At 36.5% G+C, this 19,672-nt stretch carries 18 protein-coding genes and 1 pseudogene; 15 read left to right on the top strand and 4 right to left on the bottom strand.

The genetic code is table 11. From position 1 onward, the window contains the following. Positions 1-64 precede the first annotated feature (64 nt). From BUC06_RS00225 to BUC06_RS00210, 5 genes and pseudogenes are all read left to right on the top strand, one after another. Positions 65-742: pseudogene (locus tag BUC06_RS00225) on the top strand (ATP-binding protein); the annotation flags it as partial. A 235-nt stretch (positions 743-977) separates the two neighbouring features. Next, on the top strand, positions 978-2,999 hold the full coding sequence (locus BUC06_RS00220) for a hypothetical protein (RefSeq protein ID WP_073328194.1): 2,022 nt from the start codon (positions 978-980) through the stop codon (positions 2,997-2,999). Positions 3,000-3,255: 256 nt separating this feature from the next. Next, the gene (locus BUC06_RS24260) at positions 3,256-3,381 is read left to right on the top strand and encodes a hypothetical protein (protein WP_262487903.1); all 126 of its coding nucleotides are present in this window, start codon (positions 3,256-3,258) and stop codon (positions 3,379-3,381) included. Positions 3,382-3,424: 43 nt separating this feature from the next. Continuing rightward, complete coding sequence (locus tag BUC06_RS00215; RefSeq protein WP_073328192.1) at positions 3,425-4,276, top strand: hypothetical protein; 852 nt, start codon at positions 3,425-3,427, stop codon at positions 4,274-4,276. A 244-nt stretch (positions 4,277-4,520) separates the two neighbouring features. Then, complete coding sequence (locus BUC06_RS00210; protein ID WP_073328189.1) at positions 4,521-4,922, top strand: hypothetical protein; 402 nt, start codon at positions 4,521-4,523, stop codon at positions 4,920-4,922. A 107-nt stretch (positions 4,923-5,029) separates the two neighbouring features. Here BUC06_RS00210 and BUC06_RS00205 read toward each other — a convergent pair whose 3' ends face one another. After that, a complete protein-coding gene (locus BUC06_RS00205) occupies positions 5,030-7,240 on the bottom strand; it encodes a S46 family peptidase (protein WP_073328187.1) in 2,211 nt (736 codons plus the stop codon). Positions 7,241-7,326: 86 nt separating this feature from the next. Between BUC06_RS00205 and BUC06_RS00200 the strand changes: the two genes are divergently transcribed. Next, positions 7,327-7,761 carry an META domain-containing protein gene (locus tag BUC06_RS00200; protein WP_073328184.1) on the top strand — a complete coding sequence of 145 codons (435 nt, stop codon included), beginning with the start codon at positions 7,327-7,329 and terminating at the stop codon, positions 7,759-7,761. A gap of 74 nt (positions 7,762-7,835) precedes the next feature. Here BUC06_RS00200 and BUC06_RS00195 read toward each other — a convergent pair whose 3' ends face one another. Then, positions 7,836-8,222 carry a response regulator gene (locus BUC06_RS00195; protein WP_073328182.1) on the bottom strand — a complete coding sequence of 129 codons (387 nt, stop codon included), beginning with the start codon at positions 8,220-8,222 and terminating at the stop codon, positions 7,836-7,838. Positions 8,223-8,427: 205 nt separating this feature from the next. Between BUC06_RS00195 and hflX the strand changes: the two genes are divergently transcribed. From hflX to BUC06_RS00150, 9 genes are all read left to right on the top strand, one after another. After that, entirely contained in the window at positions 8,428-9,657 is a 1,230-nt protein-coding gene (gene hflX, locus BUC06_RS00190; RefSeq protein WP_073328180.1) for a GTPase HflX, read from the top strand. After that, on the top strand, positions 9,657-10,286 hold the full coding sequence (locus BUC06_RS00185; protein ID WP_073328177.1) for a DUF4919 domain-containing protein: 630 nt from the start codon (positions 9,657-9,659) through the stop codon (positions 10,284-10,286). Before hflX ends, BUC06_RS00185 begins: the two co-directional genes overlap by 1 nt. A 24-nt stretch (positions 10,287-10,310) precedes the next feature. Next, positions 10,311-11,597, top strand: coding sequence for a cation:proton antiporter (locus BUC06_RS00180; protein WP_073328176.1), 1,287 nt, complete (start codon positions 10,311-10,313; stop codon positions 11,595-11,597). A 60-nt stretch (positions 11,598-11,657) separates the two neighbouring features. Next, positions 11,658-12,377 carry a DNA alkylation repair protein gene (locus BUC06_RS00175; protein WP_073328173.1) on the top strand — a complete coding sequence of 240 codons (720 nt, stop codon included), beginning with the start codon at positions 11,658-11,660 and terminating at the stop codon, positions 12,375-12,377. A gap of 85 nt (positions 12,378-12,462) precedes the next feature. Further along, the gene (locus BUC06_RS00170; protein ID WP_073328171.1) at positions 12,463-13,131 is read left to right on the top strand and encodes a hypothetical protein; all 669 of its coding nucleotides are present in this window, start codon (positions 12,463-12,465) and stop codon (positions 13,129-13,131) included. 16 nt (positions 13,132-13,147) lie between these two features. After that, positions 13,148-15,166: a hypothetical protein gene (locus BUC06_RS00165; protein ID WP_073328168.1), complete on the top strand. Its 2,019-nt coding sequence runs from the start codon at positions 13,148-13,150 to the stop codon at positions 15,164-15,166. Continuing rightward, positions 15,167-16,405: a hypothetical protein gene (locus BUC06_RS00160; RefSeq protein ID WP_073328167.1), complete on the top strand. Its 1,239-nt coding sequence runs from the start codon at positions 15,167-15,169 to the stop codon at positions 16,403-16,405. Between the two features lie 34 nt (positions 16,406-16,439). Then, a complete protein-coding gene (locus tag BUC06_RS00155; protein WP_073328164.1) occupies positions 16,440-16,778 on the top strand; it encodes a DUF6122 family protein in 339 nt (112 codons plus the stop codon). A gap of 216 nt (positions 16,779-16,994) precedes the next feature. Further along, the gene (locus tag BUC06_RS00150; RefSeq protein ID WP_073328162.1) at positions 16,995-18,065 is read left to right on the top strand and encodes a calcium:cation antiporter; all 1,071 of its coding nucleotides are present in this window, start codon (positions 16,995-16,997) and stop codon (positions 18,063-18,065) included. Between the two features lie 50 nt (positions 18,066-18,115). Here the strand turns inward: BUC06_RS00150 and BUC06_RS00145 are convergent, their stop codons facing one another. Continuing rightward, positions 18,116-18,496, bottom strand: coding sequence for a group III truncated hemoglobin (locus BUC06_RS00145; protein ID WP_073328159.1), 381 nt, complete (start codon positions 18,494-18,496; stop codon positions 18,116-18,118). 329 nt (positions 18,497-18,825) lie between these two features. After that, a complete protein-coding gene (locus BUC06_RS00140) occupies positions 18,826-19,671 on the bottom strand; it encodes a thiopeptide-type bacteriocin biosynthesis protein (RefSeq protein WP_073328156.1) in 846 nt (281 codons plus the stop codon). Position 19,672 lies beyond the last annotated feature (1 nt).

Here is a 19,672-nt window from a genome sequence, read left to right as displayed (position 1 = left end):
ATGTACTTGTGTGAAATTACGAATGTAAGCTTATGATTTTATCATCTACTTCTCAAAGTTACAAGGTGGAAGCTATCCCCAGCCCGGAGAAATTTCCCTTGCTCACAATGGTGTTTTGTTTCTGGATGAGATGCCCGAATTCAAAAGAACAGTTTTAGAAGTGATGAGACAGCCTCTTGAAGACCGGGAAGTAACCATATCCAGAGCTAGATTTACCGTAAACTATCCCGCAAGCTTCATGCTGGTAGCCTCCATGAACCCCAGTCCCAGTGGATTTTTCCCGGACGATCCCGGAAATACCTCATCCGTTTATGAAATGCAGCGGTATATGAATAAGCTTTCGGGACCATTATTAGACAGAATTGATATACACATTGAAGTACAGAAAGTAGAATTTGAGCAGTTAACTGAAAAAAGAAAAGGAGAGAAAAGCTCAGATATCCGTGAACGTGTTTTGAAAGCACGCAGTATTCAGAATGAGAGATATAAAAGTCTTGCGATAAGCTATAATGCTCAAATGGGCCCCAAAGAAATTGAAGCATTTTGTGGTCTGGATGACACATCATTTAATCTCATTAAGCTGGCCATGGAAAAATTGAATCTTTCTGCCAGAGCGTACGACCGTATTCTGAAAGTTGCAAGGACTGCAGCTGATCTGGAGGAATCTCAAAATATACAGTCCCACCATATTTCGGAAGCCATACAATACCGAAGCTTAGACCGTGGGTTTTGGAATGTGTAATTCCTAAATTTTCAACTCTTTATACATTTGTTTAAATTCTTATTTGAAATATTTGGGAATTTCAATTATTGAATATAGGGCCGGAAAAGAAATATTTTTGGCCTTTTTATTCTTTTAATAAAATAACACGTCGAGTTCTGTCGCTGTGCCGGACGATATTTGCATTAGACAAAAAGAGAATATGGCCATATCATCTTTGTTCTATCATTCACTTTAATCAAAAAACATTAACAAAATGAAATTTACGAACGATTTTTTTTCACCTTCTTCTACAGACTCGGCAGATGATTTGGTACAGCTGGTAGACAGTTATTCTTTAGAAAATGTAAACTATCAAAAAGTGACTCACTGGTATCACGAAGCTAATCCTGTAGCCATGACAGATGCTTTGTGTGATGGTATTATTTATAGAAAAAGAAAGGGAGAATACTACGCACTAACAAGCTTCCTTGCGGGAAAACCTATTAATATCGAGCTTTTTGGCGCAAAAGGAGATTCTACAACAGATGATACACAGGCATTTTTAAAAGCTGCAGATTTTGTCAACAGACTTTATGATTTTGTGTCTGTGGATCACAACAATCCTAGTGAGCAATTTTCTCTTGAACTGCAATCCGTTACTTTAGTTGGAAACAGCCCTGTTGGATATAAAATCACAGATACGGTTTTATTTAAAAAGCCTGTAAACTTTATGATAGATAAGATATTTTATAGAGGGACAAGTGATAAAACGGCACTGATTTTTCAGAATAGTTTTAAAAATACGATTACCACCAATGTTTCAGGAACACCGGTAACCAATGTTTCTTCGGATAATTATGTAGGGATTTTACTTCAAGGTTCACAGCACTGTAAAATGTATCTGGGAGCTTCTTTCTTTACCAAAGGAATTGTTTGCGATGCTAATGATTCACCCGGCATATTTTCCGGTTTTGCTTGGAATGAAATTCAATTAAAATCAATGCAGTCTAATCTTGACGCATTTGTAATCAGAAATAGCAATAATGGCTGGGCAAATGCGAACCGTGTTATTGGTGGCGAATTTGGATCTTTTACCGGATTGCTTGATGCCAGTACTGTTACCCGCAGAAGAACGTTTGTGAAGTTTGAAAAAGATGCAGCTTCTAAAGGATGTAATTCCTGGCTTTTCCTTAATCAGTCATTTGAATGGGGGCATGATTTAGATCCTTGGGAGACCCTTTGTTTTGACTTTTCGGCAGCTCCATGCTATGGAATTTCTATTTCAGAACCAAGAATTGAAATTAAAACAGGGGAAAGAATAGGTGTTTTCCACAGGGGTTCTGAGTTTAATTTTAATTCAAACCAAATTCATTACCTTACTTATTTTACGGATCAGGATGGTATTAAATATGTAGGTGAAAAGCCTATTGTTTTATTGGACGAAGACTTAAGCGGAGACTCAAAGACCAATGGTTCAAACAGTCATTTTTATGTAAAGAACATGGAACCGTTCAATGAACTTTCAGGTTTGTTCCCCAATGCTGATTATGATAATCAATTCTGTCAGATTTTTAAAATTAATGATAACAACACCAACTTATGGGTACAGTGGCACCGTTATCCACAGTTTGTTCTTTTTGATGAAAATAGAAATATTATAACAGATAATTCCCTGCTGCAGGCTCAGATAGATTTACTTGATTTTAGACCACAGGATTATTGGATTGCACCAGGAATAACTTCTGATGTGAAAATTATTAAGATAGGAGCCGAGGATGAGGGAGACTATGTAAATAATATGTATTTCATTCCAGAGGCAAAGTATGTAGGAATTATCCAGAGACCATATGAAAATGCGAGATTGAAGGTTATGATTAACATAGCAGACAGAGGGAAAATTGAGAAGGTGAAATTCCTTGAAATTCCTGAAGAGACTTATTCAACTGTTGATAATCCTTCTGGTTCAAATATGGTTGGATTCAACTTCAATACCGGAGAGAAATTCTATAATTTTAACACCCATAAAACTATGGTTATTAAAGAATCCGGAATAGGAAGTGCGCTGTCAGGATATACGGTAGATTCTGTTGCTGGATCAAGAACATTTATAGTAAAGACAGGTGATATGAGTAAACTGTCTCTTGGAACAATATTCTACATTAATACAGCCGGAGGAACTGTTCGTTTTAAAATTGCAGGAAAAGCCGGAAATGTAATAACGGCTAATATTCCGTCTCATGTTACAGTAAATGATGCGGATATTACTTTCCCAATTTGTACTTTTGATACTTACTAAACGGTTTAATTTACAATAAACCAAAGAGTTCAGGGTTTCCTGAACTCTTTTTATATTTCCTTCTTTTCCTCCAGAATCATTTTTATCTTCCTGTTCTCCTTGGTTCCCGGTTTTTTGACTTGCAATTGAGAAGAATAGAAATTATAATACGTCGAGTTTTGTCGCTGTGCTGATTGATATTTGCAGAAGAGAAAAACAGATAGCATAATTGAAAAATGTTTGTCTATTATCTTAACTAAATCAAAAAATATTAAAAATGAGTACAACAGACGAAATTATTTTATTAACAGACGAATTTACAGGATTGGAATATTCGTGGAAAAAAGTAAGAGCTGCAGATAGCGCAGTAAACAATGTGTTAACTAAAAACATAGGAAACTAAATATGAAAGAATATTTGAAGTAGCAGATGTAAGATGGTGGGGTGTGAAAGGTAACGGGACCGATGAGAGTGCAAAATTAAGCCAGATGCTTTTTGATATTAAAGACAATAAAAAAGTAAATGAAGTTGCATTTTACGGTTTGGAAAAGGTAATTGTAGATTCTACCTTGGAAATCAAAAGAGGAGATTTGATTATTGATGGTAAAAATTGTGAGCTTTCAAGTAGTAGAGATAATGATATTGTCATCTTTAATATTGAAGCTACATTTTTGAGACAGGAGCAAGCTAAAAATGCTGACGGATCTCTTCAGTTTATTAATGGTGTAGCCGTTATGGTAGATATTTATGAGCACTACAATAATGTAAATATTAAAAACTTTATTTCCATTAATGAAGCTACTGCCCAAACATTTGTTAAATCTAAGTCCTGCCATTATTTAAGAATTACAGATTGTCGTTTTGATGGGATGAAACTGGGCTTTGATTTAAATGATTGTTATTTTACAAAACTTAATTCAGTTTATTTCCAGGGAACTTATCAGGCATTTAAATTTGAAAATGCAACAAATGCTTTTAATGTAACCAATTTAAAAATTCTTGGAGCGGGAATTCCTTCAGAAATTGCAGATACAACGACAGGTGGAAATATCTCCGGATGCAGTTTTGAATATTCTGCCGGACGCTTAATGCTTACCGATAGTTTTGGAATTAATATTTCAGGAAATTATTTTGAAGGATATGATGAACACGTTGTTGATTCTTATATTACATTAGGACTAAGCGGAAATGATGAATCGGTAAGAGGAATCAATATTTCAGGAAACATGTTTCATACAGGAGCGTATCAGGCAATTTTTTTTAAGAAAAGTTGCAGGAATTTCTATTACGGGAAATAACATAAATTCTTTACATGCTTTTAAAATTTTTGCAGATGGAACAGAAACAACAAAATCTACACAACGAAATATTAACTACGCTGGGAATGCCTGGAGATATATACCTTCGAAAGAAAATGCAATTCCTTCGATTGAATCTTCCGAATTTATTACCGACTTCGACTATCTTCTTGAGACTGCAAATATTTCTCCTGAATGGAATGTACCCATTATTTTTACACCACAAGTTCTTCACGCAAGATTTTTGGAAGATGGCAGTCACCAGCTGGGAGCAACTGCAATTGATGCTGCCACAACAGCTAATTATATGGTACATACCTGGCAGACTAATGGACTGAAAACGAAAGCTTATCTAAATGGATCTATTAATTTGCTTCCGAAAAAATACTTTAACGCCAACGAAGTTAAAGGAATTGGTATCGAACCTTTTGGCTTTGGAAGTACATTGGGAACTTTAATGCTTCAAAATGATTCCGGACAGTTTGCAATGTTCTTATGGCAGAGGGATATAGATACTAATCTTAATAAAGGATATTTTAAGCAGGTTGTAAATGATCTTGGAGTTACAGTTGGTCATGATAATGGAGAAATTACCATTACAAATGGCAACACAGGACAATGGCTTAAAGCAGAATTGAAAGTATAAATAATTGAAAGGGAGTGTATTCTAAACTCCCTTTTTTCTTAAACATTAAATACCAAACAAAAAACCGTGAACATACATTCACGGTTTTAAAAATATCTTAGAGAAGATTATTTTTTGCTTTTTGTTTTCTTAGGAAGTTCGGTTGTTCCTGAATTTTTAGTCTTTGTATCAGGAGGCGTGTTTTCTCCTCTTACAAGCTTTAATTCGTCGATCAGTCTTCTTGCTCCTGCATATTTGTCAATCGTCCAAAGAACGAAACGTACATCTACGTTGATCGTTTTCTGCCAGTCTTGTTCAAATACAATATCACCGCTTAATGCTTCACTGTTTCCGTCGAATGCAATACCGATAAGGTTTCCGTCTCCGTCAATAACAGGAGAACCAGAGTTACCACCCGTAATATCATTGTTAGAAAGGAAGTTCACAGGCATATATCCTGCAGCATCAGCATACTGTCCGAAATCTTTAAGGTTATAAAGATCGATCACTCTTTGTGGAAGGTCGAATTCTTCATCACCTTTCTTGTATTTTCCTACAAGACCGGTCATATCAGTATAATAGTTATCCGTAACACCGAAGTAATTTCTGTCTTGTCTAACCGGAAGTTTATCTACAGTTCCATAGGTTAATCTCATCGTAGAGTTAGCATCCGGATAGAATTTTTTCTCAGGCATAGCTTTCATTAATCCAGCTAAGAACAGACGGTTGTTTTTGTTGAAGTTGTCATCAACTTTCGCATATCTTTCTGTGCTCATTTTTTGATCAGCAACGATTCCGTTGGCAATTTTCCAAAGTGGATCAGCATCAAGCTTTAATGGATCAGGATTCAGTAAGAAATTCGTAGCAGAAGTCTTATTGGCAAAGATTGAAGAATAAGCTACATTAGAAAGCGTCTTCGCATCCAATCCTAAAATAGTAGCAGATGCCACTTCTTTATTCGTTACTCTTGTCTGATAAAGATTGGCCATTGAAGCAAGCATTTCTCCTTCAAGAGATGGGTTGAAGTTTTCGTAAGCGGCTTTAAGAGCAGCTTCAGTTTTTGCTTTCATAGCAAGTCTTCCCTGCATATCCTGAGCAGAGTATGCCTTAAGTACAGACCCTACCTGTAAAGCAAGTGTAATATATTTTGCATTTCTTGAGAACTGTGAAGCATAGTTTCTTTCAACATTTCTTTCAGAAACCTGCTTGTAATAAGCTTCAATATCTTCTAAAATACCATCATAAGCAGTGTTACCCGGCATTACAGACCATTTTCTGTAGGTATCCTCGATTTTTTGTTTATCAGAGATTGTTCCGTTTTTATCTACCGCATCGATAGTTCCCTGTCTGTTTTTCCAGTAGTTCGCTACAGAAGCATATTGAGAAGCATAGTTAAGCTGAGTTGCTTTATCCTTGTCCATATACTTTTTCATTACGTCCATAGCAAGTTTAGACGCTTCTACCCAGGCCGGATAGTCTTTGTTCACCATCTGCTGAATACCGTAAGAAGTAAGGTAACGGTTAGTTCTTCCGGGATATCCCAAGATCATAGAGAAATCTCCAGGTTTGATCCCTTTAAGAGAAACCGGAAGGAAGTGCTTAGGCTTCAATGGAACGTTGCTCGGAGCAAATTCTGCAGGGTTTCCTGCTGCATCTCCATAAACTCTGAATACAGTGAAGTCAGCCGTATGTCTTGGCCATTCCCAGTTATCTGTATCACCACCGAATTTACCTAATGATGAAGGCGGTGCACCTACCAATCTGATATCTTTGTAATCCTGATACACGAAATAGTAAAATTCATTTCCATTGAAGAAATCTCTTACCACTACTGTATATTTTCCGTTTTCAGAGTTTTCCGTCTGGATCGCCTTTGTTTCGGCATCAATCACAGCTTTTCTCTCTGCTCCGGTCATATTGTTGTTTAGCTTAGAATTGATTCTCTGGGTAGCATCATCCATTCTAACTAAAAATCTTACATAAAGATCTTTCGCATTAAATTCATCTTTCTGCTTCATAGCCCAGAATCCGTTTTTCAGATAATCTTTTTCCGGAGTAGAAGCGGCAGCCACAGCACCATAACCACAGTGGTGGTTCGTGAAAATAAGTCCTTTGTCAGAAACAATTTCCCCGGTACAGAAACCTCCAAAGCTTACGATGGCATCCTTTAAACTTGAATTGTTGACCGAATAAATTTCTTCAGGCGTCAAATGCAGTCCTTCTTTTTGCATGTCGACCCCGTTAAGTCTTTTGATGAGCATTAACAGCCACATCCCCTCATCCGCCCTCATCTGAGCAAAGCCCAATAAGAAAGTGAACAGTAGAAATAGTCTTTTCATTTTATAAAATAATTTTTGTGTCGCTAATTTACTAATTTTTACGATATTCTATCCCGGAATGGTACGAAAATGGAAGGATAATGCACATGAAAAAAATACGCCTGTCTTTTTTTGCCATTTTGCTTTTAGGAGCTATTGTCAGCTGCTCTTCAGTTCCGGAAAAAAATCCAGCCCTTCAAAGGCAGTGGATGCTCATTTCTTTCAAAAATTTCTCCAAGGAAGAGTTGGTTAAAAATAAAGCAGAAATCAACCTCACAGGAACTATGGAAAAAGGAAAGATTCGGGGAGGAGCAAATATGGGATGTAACAGTATATTCTTTACTTCCGAATTTAAAAGCGGGGGAAAAGTAAAAATATCCGGGGTAGGCAGCACATTAAAAGCCTGCCAGAATATGGAACTTGAAACCGCCTTCAGTCAGAAATTTGATGAAATGACCAATTATTCTATCGAAGGCCATTTTCTTACCCTGTCGGATGATAGCGGAAATTCTATGAAATTTGTTGCTGCAGACTGGGATTGATTTTCAGTTATTCAAATCTAAACATATACAAAGTTCGCACTCGGCAGACTTTCATATAAAGAATATCGATAAGCTTAATCTGAAAAACAGGATTGCCTTATTTTTTTAATACAGTTTTCACCAGGAAGTGCATTGAAGCAATCACCTTTCTCTTTCATTTCGAAAAAGTTGAAGACTTTCTGTATTGAGTGGTGTAAACGCTCTGTTTTAAGAGGCTTTGTGATAAAATCCAGTGCATCCGTTTCAAACACTTCTGCGGCCAATTCCGGACGGGAGCTTACGAATATACAGACAGGGATTTTATGTGTCTGTTTTCTGAATTCCAGACCGCCCATGCCATTAAATTTCGTCTCACAGATGAGAAGGTCAATGGGAAATTCAAGGTAAGGAATTGCTTTTTCGGCCGAATCAAAAAACGCAACAATCTCATCAATGATCATGTATTTAATATGAGTGATCATATGTTGAATGGTTAAATTTTTATAAAATTTATACTTTTTAATGTTTATTATTCGTAAATCTTCTTTATGGGGTTGTTGTTTTTATACAAAAGAAAAATGTTGTCAACTTAAATTAACATTAAAAAATAAAGAAGATTAAAAAATGATTTTGTTTTTTTTTCTAAAATTGGTATCTTGTGAAAATCACAAACATAGACAGAAATTAATGCTAGATAAGAAAGAACATAATTACGAGAAAGCCATTTTGGTGGGCGTTATTACCCAAAATCAGGATGAAGATAAGCTTACGGAATATATGGATGAATTGGAGTTTTTGGCCTTTACAGCAGGGGCAACGGTTCAAAAACGTTTTACACAAAAATTAACTCAGCCGGATTCCAAAACCTTTATAGGAAGCGGAAAAGCACAGGAAATAAAAGAATATGTAAAGGAGAATGAGATCGGAACCATTATTTTTGATGACGAATTGTCTCCTTCCCAGCTTAAAAATCTTGAAAAAGAAATAGAAGTAAAAATTCTGGACAGAACCAATCTTATTCTTGATATTTTCGCCCAGAGAGCTCAGACTTCTTACGCGAGAACTCAGGTAGAACTGGCACAATACCAATATCTTTTGCCCCGTCTGACAAGAATGTGGACTCACCTGGAGCGTCAGAAAGGAGGAATCGGGATGAGAGGTCCCGGAGAAACAGAGATTGAAACTGACCGTCGTATTATTCGTGACAGAATTTCCCTGTTAAAAGACAAGCTGAAAGTCATTGATAAGCAGATGGCTACACAGCGAAATAACCGTGGGAAAGTAGTGCGTGCTGCTTTGGTAGGATATACCAATGTGGGAAAATCTACGTTGATGAATGCCCTTTCCAAATCTGACGTTTTTGCAGAAAATAAACTCTTTGCGACCTTAGATACAACGGTAAGAAAAGTGGTCATTGGAAATTTACCATTTTTGCTTACAGATACGGTAGGATTCATCAGAAAACTTCCTACACAGCTTGTAGAATCCTTTAAATCTACTTTGGATGAGGTCCGTGAAGCAGATCTGCTTATTCACGTAGTCGATATTTCCCATGAAAGCTTTGAAGATCAGGTAGAATCGGTTAATAATACTTTAATGGAAATCAATGCTCATCAAAAACCGATGATCATGGTTTTCAATAAAATTGATGGTTTCAGCTACGACAAAAAAGATGACGATGATCTTACGCCTTCTACAAAAAAGAATGTTTCTTTAGAGGAATGGAAGAAGACCTGGATGGGTAAATCTAAATATCCAACTGTTTTCATCTCTGCTTTAACGAAAGAAAACTTCCCGGAAATGAAGAAAATGATTTATGATGAGGTTATGAAGATCCATATCTCCAGATTCCCATACAATGATTTCCTTTTCGAATATTTTGACAACGACGAGGAAGAAGAAAACAACAACGATTAATGAAATATCACTTTTTCCTGTTATTCGTTTTATTTTCGGTTTTTGGGTTCAGTCAGAAATCAAAGATCGATTTAAAAAACATTGAAAAAAGTCTTAAAAATCCTGATTCTCCCTACAATTATGAGAAACTGATTTTTAAATACAAAGGATATCCAAAATCCCTGGACAGTATTGAAGCCCAGTATTTATATTACGGCAGAAATTTCAGGGATGATAAAGTTTCGACGATTGATGATAATTTCAAGAGTCTTGCAAATGTTTTTAAGGAAAGCAATTTTGAAGAATGCATCAGGCAGGGTAAAATTCTGTATGATAAAGACCCTACCAACCTGGATATCCTTCTTATCCTGCTCAGAGCATATGATTCCCGGAAAGACGGAAGCAATTTTATGCATCATCTGAGCCAGTTTCGTTCCCTTACGGATGGAATAAAGAACTCCGGAGACGGCGCCTCTGAAAAAACGGCCTACATCGTCAATTCGGTAGGTGATGAATATATCCTTCTAAATATTCTGAATATCGGGAAAGATTATACCAGAGGATCAAAAGTGGCCAAAGACGGTATGTTCGATATCTGGGACAAAGACGGACGTAAACTATATATTAAAATACTTTATTTAGACCTATAAAAAATCAATTAAAAAAGACACTTAGTGGAGTTATATTATTCATTTTCAGCCTTAATAGTATTAGCATCGATTTTTGCCTATCTGAATTACAGATTTCTGAAACTACCGAGTACAATCGGGATCATGGTGATTGCCATTGTCGTTTCGATTTTTCTTGTCATGTTTGGAGAAGCAGTACTTCCGCGTACTTTCGGGCATCTTAATAAATTAATGAACAGTATAGACTTCACGGAAGTGCTGATGGGCGCCATGCTTAATTTTCTTCTCTTTGCGGGAGGAATCCATATTAATATCAATGATCTCAAGGAGCAGTTCAGGCCAGTGCTTATATTTTCCACGGCAGGAGTGGTGATTTCCACATTTATAGTAGGATTCGGAATGTTTTATCTCTTGCCCTTTTTAGGAATTCAGCTTCCGTTTATCTACTGTCTGGTTTTTGGAGCACTTATTTCTCCTACCGATCCTGTTGCTGTTTTGAGTATTCTTAAACAGGCCAATGTTTCCAAATCACTGGAAACGAAAGTAGCAGGTGAGTCTCTGTTCAACGATGGGATGGCTGTCGTGGTATTTACGGTCGTGTTACAGCTTGCAATAGGAAAAGAAGTGGATCTGGGGGTTGAAAGCATAGGACTTCTTCTCATGAAAGAAGCCGGCGGAGGTATTCTGCTTGGTGTTGTATTGGGGTGGATTACTTCCAGACTGATGCGTGAAGTGGATGATTATATTATTTCCGTTTTGGTAACCCTTTCTGTAGTAATGGGAGGATATCTTATCGCCAGACAGATGCATATTTCTGGACCATTGACAATGGTAGCTGCAGGTTTATTTATGGGTAATTTTAATGTCAGATTTAAAATGAAGTCTGTCACACAGGATTATCTGATCAAATTCTGGGAACTGATTGACGAAATTCTGAATGCCGTATTGTTCCTGTTTATCGGGTTTGAGCTATTAATGATCAAAGATCTGAAGCACTTTATGGTTCCTGGACTATTAGCTATTGCCGTCGTTTTATTTGCCCGTTTGATTTCGATCTGGGTGCCTGCAAGATTCATGTCATTGAGAACGAGATTCAGTCCGCAGACGATAAAAGTTCTGGTCTGGGGGGGAATCCGGGGTGGAGTTTCCATTGCTTTGGCCATGTCTATTCCTAAAAGTGAATACAGTGAAATCATTTTAAGTATTACGTATTGTGTGGTCGTATTCTCTATTATTGTTCAGGGACTTACGATTGCTAAAGTAGCCAATCCGAAAGCGATTGCGAAAGAAGAGGAGGCGCAGGAAGCAGTTGTTCTGGATGAGAATGCTTAATAAGAGATCATTTATCACTGCTTAAAATTTATTTACATTCGATAAATTAATTGATATCCCATGGGTGCTATTATCAAAGAAATCCAGGAAGCCCTGGCTGTATTGTCCATTCCTGAAAAAGCTGAATTCTTTCCAAAGTTCTTTAAAACAGGAAAAGGGGAATATGGCGAAGGCGATCTGTTTTTAGGCGTAAAAGTTCCGGATCAGAGATCGGTTGCCAAAGAATATTACTCCAAAATAAGCTTGCAGGATTTAAGCATTCTGCTGTCTTCAAAATATCACGAACATAGGTTGACAGCACTTTTTATGCTGATTTCAAAGTTTGAAAAAACAAAGGATCAGGCAGTGAAAGAGGAGGTTGTGAAGTTTTACCTGGATCATCTTTCCTATGTAAATAACTGGGATTTGGTAGATTCTACCTGCTATAAAATCTTAGGAAGATATGCCTATGAAAATACGAAAGAGGAGCTATTGAGGGACCTTTCAGATTCTGAAGATATGTGGCATAAGAGAATTGCTGTGGTCGGTACAATGCATTATGTAAAGAAAGGATCTTTTGAACTGACGAAAGAACTCGTGACTAAAAACCTGAAACATCCACACGATCTGATGCACAAAGCCAATGGATGGCTCCTTCGGGAAATGGGACAGAAAAAAGAAACAGAGCTTATCAGTTTTTTAAATAAACATTATCATGAGATGCCCAGAACCTGTCTGAGATATGCCATCGAAAAGCTTGATGAAGAAGTAAGACAGGATTATCTGAAGGGAAGAATCTGAAAAAATAGTTGTTTTCAGTGAAATAACAGAGTCCATAAAGTATTTTCAAACGGAATTAAGTAGTTTTGTGTTTTAAAATTCAATTATGAAAAATTTCCTGAAGCTGTTTGCGGTAATTCTTCCTTTATTATTGCTGACCAGCTGTTTTGATATTTTGGATAAAGTGAATGTTAAAGCAGATGGAACTGGTGAGTACACCATTATTCTTAATGCCAGCAAGAGCAAAACCAGATTGGCTTCTATCTCTAAAATGGAGACCATTAATGGTAAAAAAGTTCCCAAAAAATCTGAAATTGAAAATAAGATCAATGAAGCAGCCCGAATTTTTAAAGCAACACCGGGAATCAGTAATGTAAAAACTTCAATGGATTTTGATAATTATATCATCAAACTAAGCTGTAATTTTAAACAGATAGAAAATATCAACGCCGGACTAGAGCAGCTGAAAGCTAAAAATATCCTTGGCAAAATGATTCCCACACAGATTTACAGTCAGAGCCTTCAAAAGAAATCATTGACCAGAAACAAGGTGAATACTTTTAAGGCAGATTACGATAAGATGGGGAAGGCAGACCGAGAAGTCTTCAATGATGCAAAATATACCTCCATCATGCAGTTTGAAAATACGGTGAAATCTCAAACCAACAGCTCTTATGTATTGGCTCCGAATAAAAAGGCAGTTAAGCTGGAAGCGAATATTTTAGACCTTATTTTTCAAAAAAAACAATTACAAAACACAATATTATTTCAATAAATTCTAACACTCAACCATGAAATCTATACTTTTAAAAACACAAACAATTGCTTTCGTACTTTTTGGTTTTATGCTTGTTTTTGCACAAAAAAGCATGAAACTTCCTGTGGATGCCGTCTTTTACATGGAAATCAACGGCAAGCAGCTGAATCAGAAAATCAATTGGCAAAAGCTTAATCCGTTGTTGCATGAATTAAGTAAAAAAAGCAAAGAAAAATCCTCGTGGAATGACTATTCAAAAACGGGAATTAAATATGATGCGACACAATATCATTATGCCAGTTTTAATGACTCTATACAAACCTATACCACTCATTTTATTGTAGACAACAAAGAGAAATTTCAGGAATTCATCAATTCTACCAAGAAAAAAGGATTGGAAATTTCTAAGAAAAAGAACTATTCTTTTGTGGATATAGATGATAATATCTTTGTGGCCTGGAACAATGACCGTGCTGTTTTGAGTATGGTGAACTATACCAAGCCTTATAAAGATATCTGGGCTGATGCAGCTGTAGACAGTGTAGCCACTGTTGCTGACAGTGCTGCCGTAGTGGTGGACAGTGCATACGTTATAGAGCCGGAAAAACCCTTTAATTATAAAGAAGAAATCATAAACCTGAAGGATGAGATCAAATATTTAAAAGATAACATCAAAGAAAATAATAAGGAAATCACCAGAATTCAGAAAGACATCAAATACCTGGAAAAGAATCATAAATATCCGAAGGAAAATGTAGATACCCAGCATTCCGATGGTGAAGCTGAAGTTTATCCGAAAGAAGAGGAATATGCAGAAGCTGAAGTAGATACAGCATATCAGAAGGAACTGGACTCTATGAATATCGAAAACTTCAAAATTGTAAAGAAGATAGCTGAGGACCGTTTCGATCAGTATTTCAGTTCAAACCTTGAACTTGAAGTTCCAAAAGCAATGCTCAATTTCAGAGATCCCAATTCTGATGCTTTCGTTTACACAGATTACGGAAGAATGGTCAATGATGGAATCTATGGAAAAATGATGAAGCAATTTCAATTTGGACAGTTTTTCAGAAATGCCTATGATTCCAATTCGTACTACAATTTATACTTCGACAAAGACAAGGTAAAGCTGGTCAATAATTATCAGCATAAAAATTCTGAGATCCAGAAAACGATTTCATCCGTTTACAAAGGCAGGAAAAATAAAAAGCTGGCAGAACTGATTAATGAAAAAAGCATTGGATACTACGTAATGAATGTCAATGGAGCAAAATCCTTTGATATGATGTACAGCCTCCTTCAGGACACGGGAGATGGTGAATATAAAAAAGAGATGGAACTGATGATGGAAACCATGAAAATTGTTCTGGATGAAGAAGCCATTACTAAAATAGCACCGGGAAACGGAATCTTTGTTCTGAATGAATTAAAATCTAAAAAGGTAGAGTATACAGACTACGAATATGATGATGACTATAATGAAAAGGAAGTGAAGAAAACCAAAGATGTAGCTGTTCCTAATTTCACATTTGCTTTTGCAACAGAAAATGAAGGCTACTGGAACCGTGTTTTCAATGTCATGGCTACCAATAAACATTGGTCTAAGAAATTCTCAAAAATCGGAAGTTTTTACTCATTTAAGGATGAGAAAGGAGGGGGATATATGGATCAGCTGTACATGACCGTAAAAGATGGGATTGTTTATCTGACGAGCTCTACAGACAATGTGAACCCGCAAAACCAGTCTGATGTTTCTAAACAATGGGCTAAAGATTCGTCGAAATATCCATTGTCCGGAAGGCTGGATATGCAGAAACTTCTGATCGGTTTGGAAAAAGAATTCAAAACCCCTTCTGAAAGGAAAACATTGGATCTGTTCAGAAAAAATGTAGGAGAAGTCTATTTCAAAACTGAAGTAAAAGGAGAAAGCTTAGAAACAGAATTAGACTACAACATCAAGAATTCTTCGGAAAACAGCCTGATGTATTTCTTTGATCTGTTTGATGAAATTTTTAAAATTAAAGACTCTGAAAAGAAGCCTCAAATCCTGTAAATGAACAAAAAGAAACTTATTGTCCCGTTAATTCTTTTACTCGCAGCAGCGTTCTATTTTGTGTTTTTTCATAAAGAAAAAACATTAAATTTAGTCCCCAAAGATGCAGATGTTGTTGTTTTAATTGATGTGAAAAAATTGACGAGACAGTATCTTTCAAACTTGATTGCCCATCCATCAAAATGGTCGGGAAGCAAAACAAAAGATAAAAAGGAAATTTCGTTAAAAGACTCCGGAATCAAGATCCCGGATTTTTTACAGATCTTTCACCTCAAAGACACCCGATTTTCAGAGTGGTACAGTGTGGTTGAACTCAAAGACCCGCAAAAATTCTCAGCGTTTTTAAAGAGCCGTCAGTTTATCTCCAAAGGGAAAAATCTCTTCCGGAAAGACCAGCTTTTCATTAAAATAGAAGGTGAAAACGGAATCATAGGAACTTCCGCTCTGGCTTTTGACCCTATTAATAAAGTTCTCATTCAGTCTTCTGAAAAAAATACATTGAATGCAGATCAGTTGATCTCTCATAGTACGGGTAGTATTTCTTTCATTTCAGGACAGAAAATTCAAAATTTTTCCATTGAGTTGAAAGCAGATGAAATTGAGATTAAGAATACAGCAGACACCGGAATTTTAGCTTCAGTTATTGATGAAGTTCAGAAAAGAAATCACTTTTTAGCAATAGAATTAGATGCGCGTAATGTGAAAAATTATGCTAAGTTTTTAGACAAAAATCTCATCGATTCAGCGCAGATTAATTATTTTAAAGCAACAGCTGATCTGGAGCAGGTGAATGATACCATCATCAGTTATGGCTACGACGATAATTTTAACGAAATTGAGAAAAAGACCGTTCAGAAAATTATCCAGCCTAATTATATTATTGATCTTCAGAGTCAGATTCCTGAAAAAGCATGGGCATACTTTCAGCATAAAAAATGGATCAATGCCCAAGATCAATTCACAGCGATTCCTTTTCAGCCCAACCGTATTGATAAGAGCAACAAAGGACTTGTCATACAATCTACCAGAAAACCGATATCTTTATCCCCTGAACTTACAGAAAATTATATCTTCATCAAAAACAATCCGTTGCTGCTCTCTTCATTAAAGTCTTTGACGCCAGCAGAGAGAACAATACTTTCAGACATTGAATTTATATTTTACGGGAATAAGGCAGAACACTACTGGGTGAAGATCAAAGCTAAAAAGGGAAAGCTACCTTTGATTCTAAGATGGTAAAGTTCTCATAATCTAAAAAATTGATTGAGTATTCATGAGTTTATCTGAAATTGCATTACTAAAAACATTTACCCACTACTTTTTACATCTGGTTTTTCCGGTTTTTATAGCCTTGGTCTTTTTCCGCAACAACTGGAAAAAAGCTTATCTCCTTATGCTTGCTACGATGCTGGTAGATCTTGACCATTTATTTGCCCATCCTGTTTTTGACCCCTCAAGAAACAGTATAGGGTTTCATATTTTACATTCCTATTATGCCATTGCGGTGTATTTTTTGCTGCTCTTTTTTAAGGGAAATATCAGAATTATAGCCATCGGTCTTTTGTTCCATATGCTAACGGATTTTCTGGATTTTAACCTTTGGATTCATTAAGCTAAAAGGGCAGGGAGATGAAATAGAAAGGCCGGAAATTAATATTCGGTTTCAATTTCGATTGAAGAATAAAAAGTGAGGAGATATTGTCATTTCTTGCATCGGTAACTTTACGCTTGCTGCCGCTGGTTTGTTTGCTTTTTAGATTAAAATATTATTAATATTTTCTTTTGATATTTCAAATTTCATAGATTTTTTGTATTTTGTTGACACTTTATGAAATTAAAAGAATTTTTACACTATACGTATATTTTCCCCGTTCTGGCAGTGGGGTACTATTTTTCCGGTCTGATGGGTAGCGGAGTTGTTTATGACATTATTGCAGGGCTTCTGCTTACCGGAAGTGTCCTGTCTGCGGTGCATCACGCAGAAGTGGTAGCGCATAAAGTAGGGGAGCCGTTTGGAACCATTATTCTGGCACTCTGTATCACCATCATTGAAGTCGCGTTGATCATCTCGCTCATGGTCGCTGGCGGAGATCAGGCGATCACGCTGGCCAGGGATACGGTTTTTGCCGCCGTAATGATCATTCTTAACGGAATTTTGGGGATTTGTATCCTCGTAGGTGGCGTTAAATATCATGAACAGTTCTTTGCAAGAACTTCTGCTACAACCTATTTAGTGAGTATTGTTTCAATTCTGGTGCTTACGCTGGTTCTTCCTAATTTTACTTCAAGTGTCAACGGACCTTTCTATAATGAAGCTCAGCTCATATTTATTTCAATCGCCTGTCTCGTAATCTATGGAGTCTTCCTGATGGTACAGACTGTACGCCACAGAAGTTACTTTATCGTTCCAGACGAACATCCGGAGGAACATTATATCCCTTCATTGAATAAAACGCTGATAAGCTTTGGTTTTCTGGTGGTTTGTCTGGTGATTGTAGTCTTAATGGCCAAAGGTCTTTCCGGAACGATAGAAGGAATGGTACAGAGTATAGGAGCTCCTAAATCTTTGGTTGGGGTTATTATTGCAGGAGTGGTCCTTCTTCCTGAGGGAGTGGCTGCCATACGTGCTGCAAGAAGCAATCAGATACAGTCCAGTTTAAATCTGGCATTAGGATCTGCTTTGGCCAGTATTGGATTGACCATTCCTGCTGTGTCTACTGTTTGTATCATGTATGATATTCCGTTGGTCCTGGGACTTGACAAAAAAGATATTATCCTGCTTTCACTATCTGTATTTATTGTAATGCTCTCGTTAAGCCGTGGGAAAACCAATGTCCTGTACGGAACCGTTTTATTAGTGAATCTGGCGGCCTATATCTTTACCGTCATTGTTCCATAATTAATTTTTAAGCAAAATCCTGGAACCGGGATCACATAACCATAACCGCATTACAGCCTCCTCGCAAGCTCCATTTTAAAAGCCATCAGCCTTGCGATGTTTTCAGATTTGTAAATGGCCATTTCAGCATTTTCTCCGGCAAAATTTTCTTCGATCGTTGTTCTCCAAAGCTCAAGCCAGCGGTCAAAATGCTTTTGTTCCATAGCCTGGATCTCGTTGATTGGAAAATGAACGCCCATAGGATTTCCTTTGTAACTCATCTGCCCAAACAAAATGGATTCCCAGAATGAATACATTTTCGGAAGATGCTTGTCCCAGTCTACTTTCGCTACATCGCTAAAGAAAAAACCAATGGTCTCATCTTTAATTACTTTGGTGTAAAACGAATTAACAAGATGTTCAATGTCCTTTCTTGATTCCAATTTTTTCATCTTTCAAAAATACTGTAAAATCAAATTAAAAATTCATATAAAGACTTGATAAATTTCATTATCAAAAATTATTTGTAATAGAAAGCTAAATCGTATACAGAGCGTAAATGATTAATAGTCTGTATTTTCAGCGAAAGCGCTAAATTTCTTTACACCCCTTTTATCTGTACGTTTGTCAAGTAAACTCCACGACTAACCTATTAAAAGAAATATTCACAAGATTTCCATAAATAAAATTAAAAAAGAGGAAAATAAAATCAGATGTAAAAAATAGGACGAGTGGATCGCTTGCGCTTTTTAGGGCTAATTGAAGCCTGTCATTAGGTAATTTATTGACAAAGCCAAAAATTGGTTTTATAATATCTTAATAGGTAGTCGTAGACAATCATTTCAAATGTCCTTTGATTGGAAACAAAAAGCCGGTTGATATTCATATGAAAAATACTTTGAAAAAATATTTTGAGAGGCATTCCCAAAGACTCATTTTTGTCGTGGTACTGAATTTTTTCCAATACAGCCCGGTCTGTTTCAATATTGAGAATAATAAATTCTCTTTCATCTACGTATTCTTCCGAAAAAAGAAAATTCAGAAATTGAGGCTTTAATGCTCTGTATTTTTTATCTAGTTGGCTGTTAAGTACTTTATCTGCATGAAATTCAGCTTTAAAATCTTCATTGAAATCTTTGATCCAGTCAAGCTTTTCCTGAATACTGAGACCTAGTGTTGCTAAGAAGGTATCAATCAGAAAAAGACTGATAATGATCTTCTCTTCATCGTCAAAATGCAGACATTGCAAAGTGAGTTCACTATTGCTGTGAAATAATGTTTCAGACTCTTCCATCGTATATTCACCATATCGCTCTACTTCTCTGTTATAGGTATCCAATAGGATGGATATGATTTCACCGCTTTCAAGGTATTGCTGCAGGGCTTCTTTAACCAATTGGATAACAGAATTGTAATCTTCGGTGCTACGTAATCTGAATCTTAGCCGGATATGAGGTTTCGGATCCAGATACCTGATGAAGAACCACTTTGAAATGTAATTGTTTTCCTGAATATCTGCAATCAAAGATAGGAGGGCTTCCTCCAGAATAATATCAGCTGTTTTTACACCCGTATAGATTTTAAGATACAGCCATTCAGTTCCGGGAATAAATTTTCTTTTAGTCATT

Origin of the sequence: Chryseobacterium carnipullorum (genome assembly GCF_900142785.1) — a bacterium.
Taxonomy (GTDB): domain Bacteria; phylum Bacteroidota; class Bacteroidia; order Flavobacteriales; family Weeksellaceae; genus Chryseobacterium; species Chryseobacterium carnipullorum.
Note: the sequence above shows the minus strand (reverse complement) of the source record. Positions and strands in the feature narration are given on the sequence as shown.

Bases quoted from the DNA above. Each gene is read 5' to 3' on its own strand.
- BUC06_RS00220 (WP_073328194.1), top strand. From the start codon at position 978: ATGAAATTTACGAACGATTTTTTTTCACCTTCTTCTACAGACTCGGCA.
- BUC06_RS24260 (WP_262487903.1), top strand. From the start codon at position 3,256: ATGAGTACAACAGACGAAATTATTTTATTAACAGACGAATTTACAGGA.
- BUC06_RS00205 (WP_073328187.1), bottom strand. From the start codon at position 7,240: ATGAAAAGACTATTTCTACTGTTCACTTTCTTATTGGGCTTTGCTCAG.
- BUC06_RS00200 (WP_073328184.1), top strand. From the start codon at position 7,327: ATGAAAAAAATACGCCTGTCTTTTTTTGCCATTTTGCTTTTAGGAGCT.
- BUC06_RS00195 (WP_073328182.1), bottom strand. From the start codon at position 8,222: ATGATCACTCATATTAAATACATGATCATTGATGAGATTGTTGCGTTT.
- hflX (WP_073328180.1), top strand. From the start codon at position 8,428: ATGCTAGATAAGAAAGAACATAATTACGAGAAAGCCATTTTGGTGGGC.
- BUC06_RS00185 (WP_073328177.1), top strand. From the start codon at position 9,657: ATGAAATATCACTTTTTCCTGTTATTCGTTTTATTTTCGGTTTTTGGG.
- BUC06_RS00175 (WP_073328173.1), top strand. From the start codon at position 11,658: ATGGGTGCTATTATCAAAGAAATCCAGGAAGCCCTGGCTGTATTGTCC.
- BUC06_RS00170 (WP_073328171.1), top strand. From the start codon at position 12,463: ATGAAAAATTTCCTGAAGCTGTTTGCGGTAATTCTTCCTTTATTATTG.
- BUC06_RS00165 (WP_073328168.1), top strand. From the start codon at position 13,148: ATGAAATCTATACTTTTAAAAACACAAACAATTGCTTTCGTACTTTTT.
- BUC06_RS00160 (WP_073328167.1), top strand. From the start codon at position 15,167: ATGAACAAAAAGAAACTTATTGTCCCGTTAATTCTTTTACTCGCAGCA.
- BUC06_RS00155 (WP_073328164.1), top strand. From the start codon at position 16,440: ATGAGTTTATCTGAAATTGCATTACTAAAAACATTTACCCACTACTTT.
- BUC06_RS00150 (WP_073328162.1), top strand. From the start codon at position 16,995: ATGAAATTAAAAGAATTTTTACACTATACGTATATTTTCCCCGTTCTG.
- BUC06_RS00145 (WP_073328159.1), bottom strand. From the start codon at position 18,496: ATGAAAAAATTGGAATCAAGAAAGGACATTGAACATCTTGTTAATTCG.
- BUC06_RS00140 (WP_073328156.1), bottom strand. From the start codon at position 19,671: ATGACTAAAAGAAAATTTATTCCCGGAACTGAATGGCTGTATCTTAAA.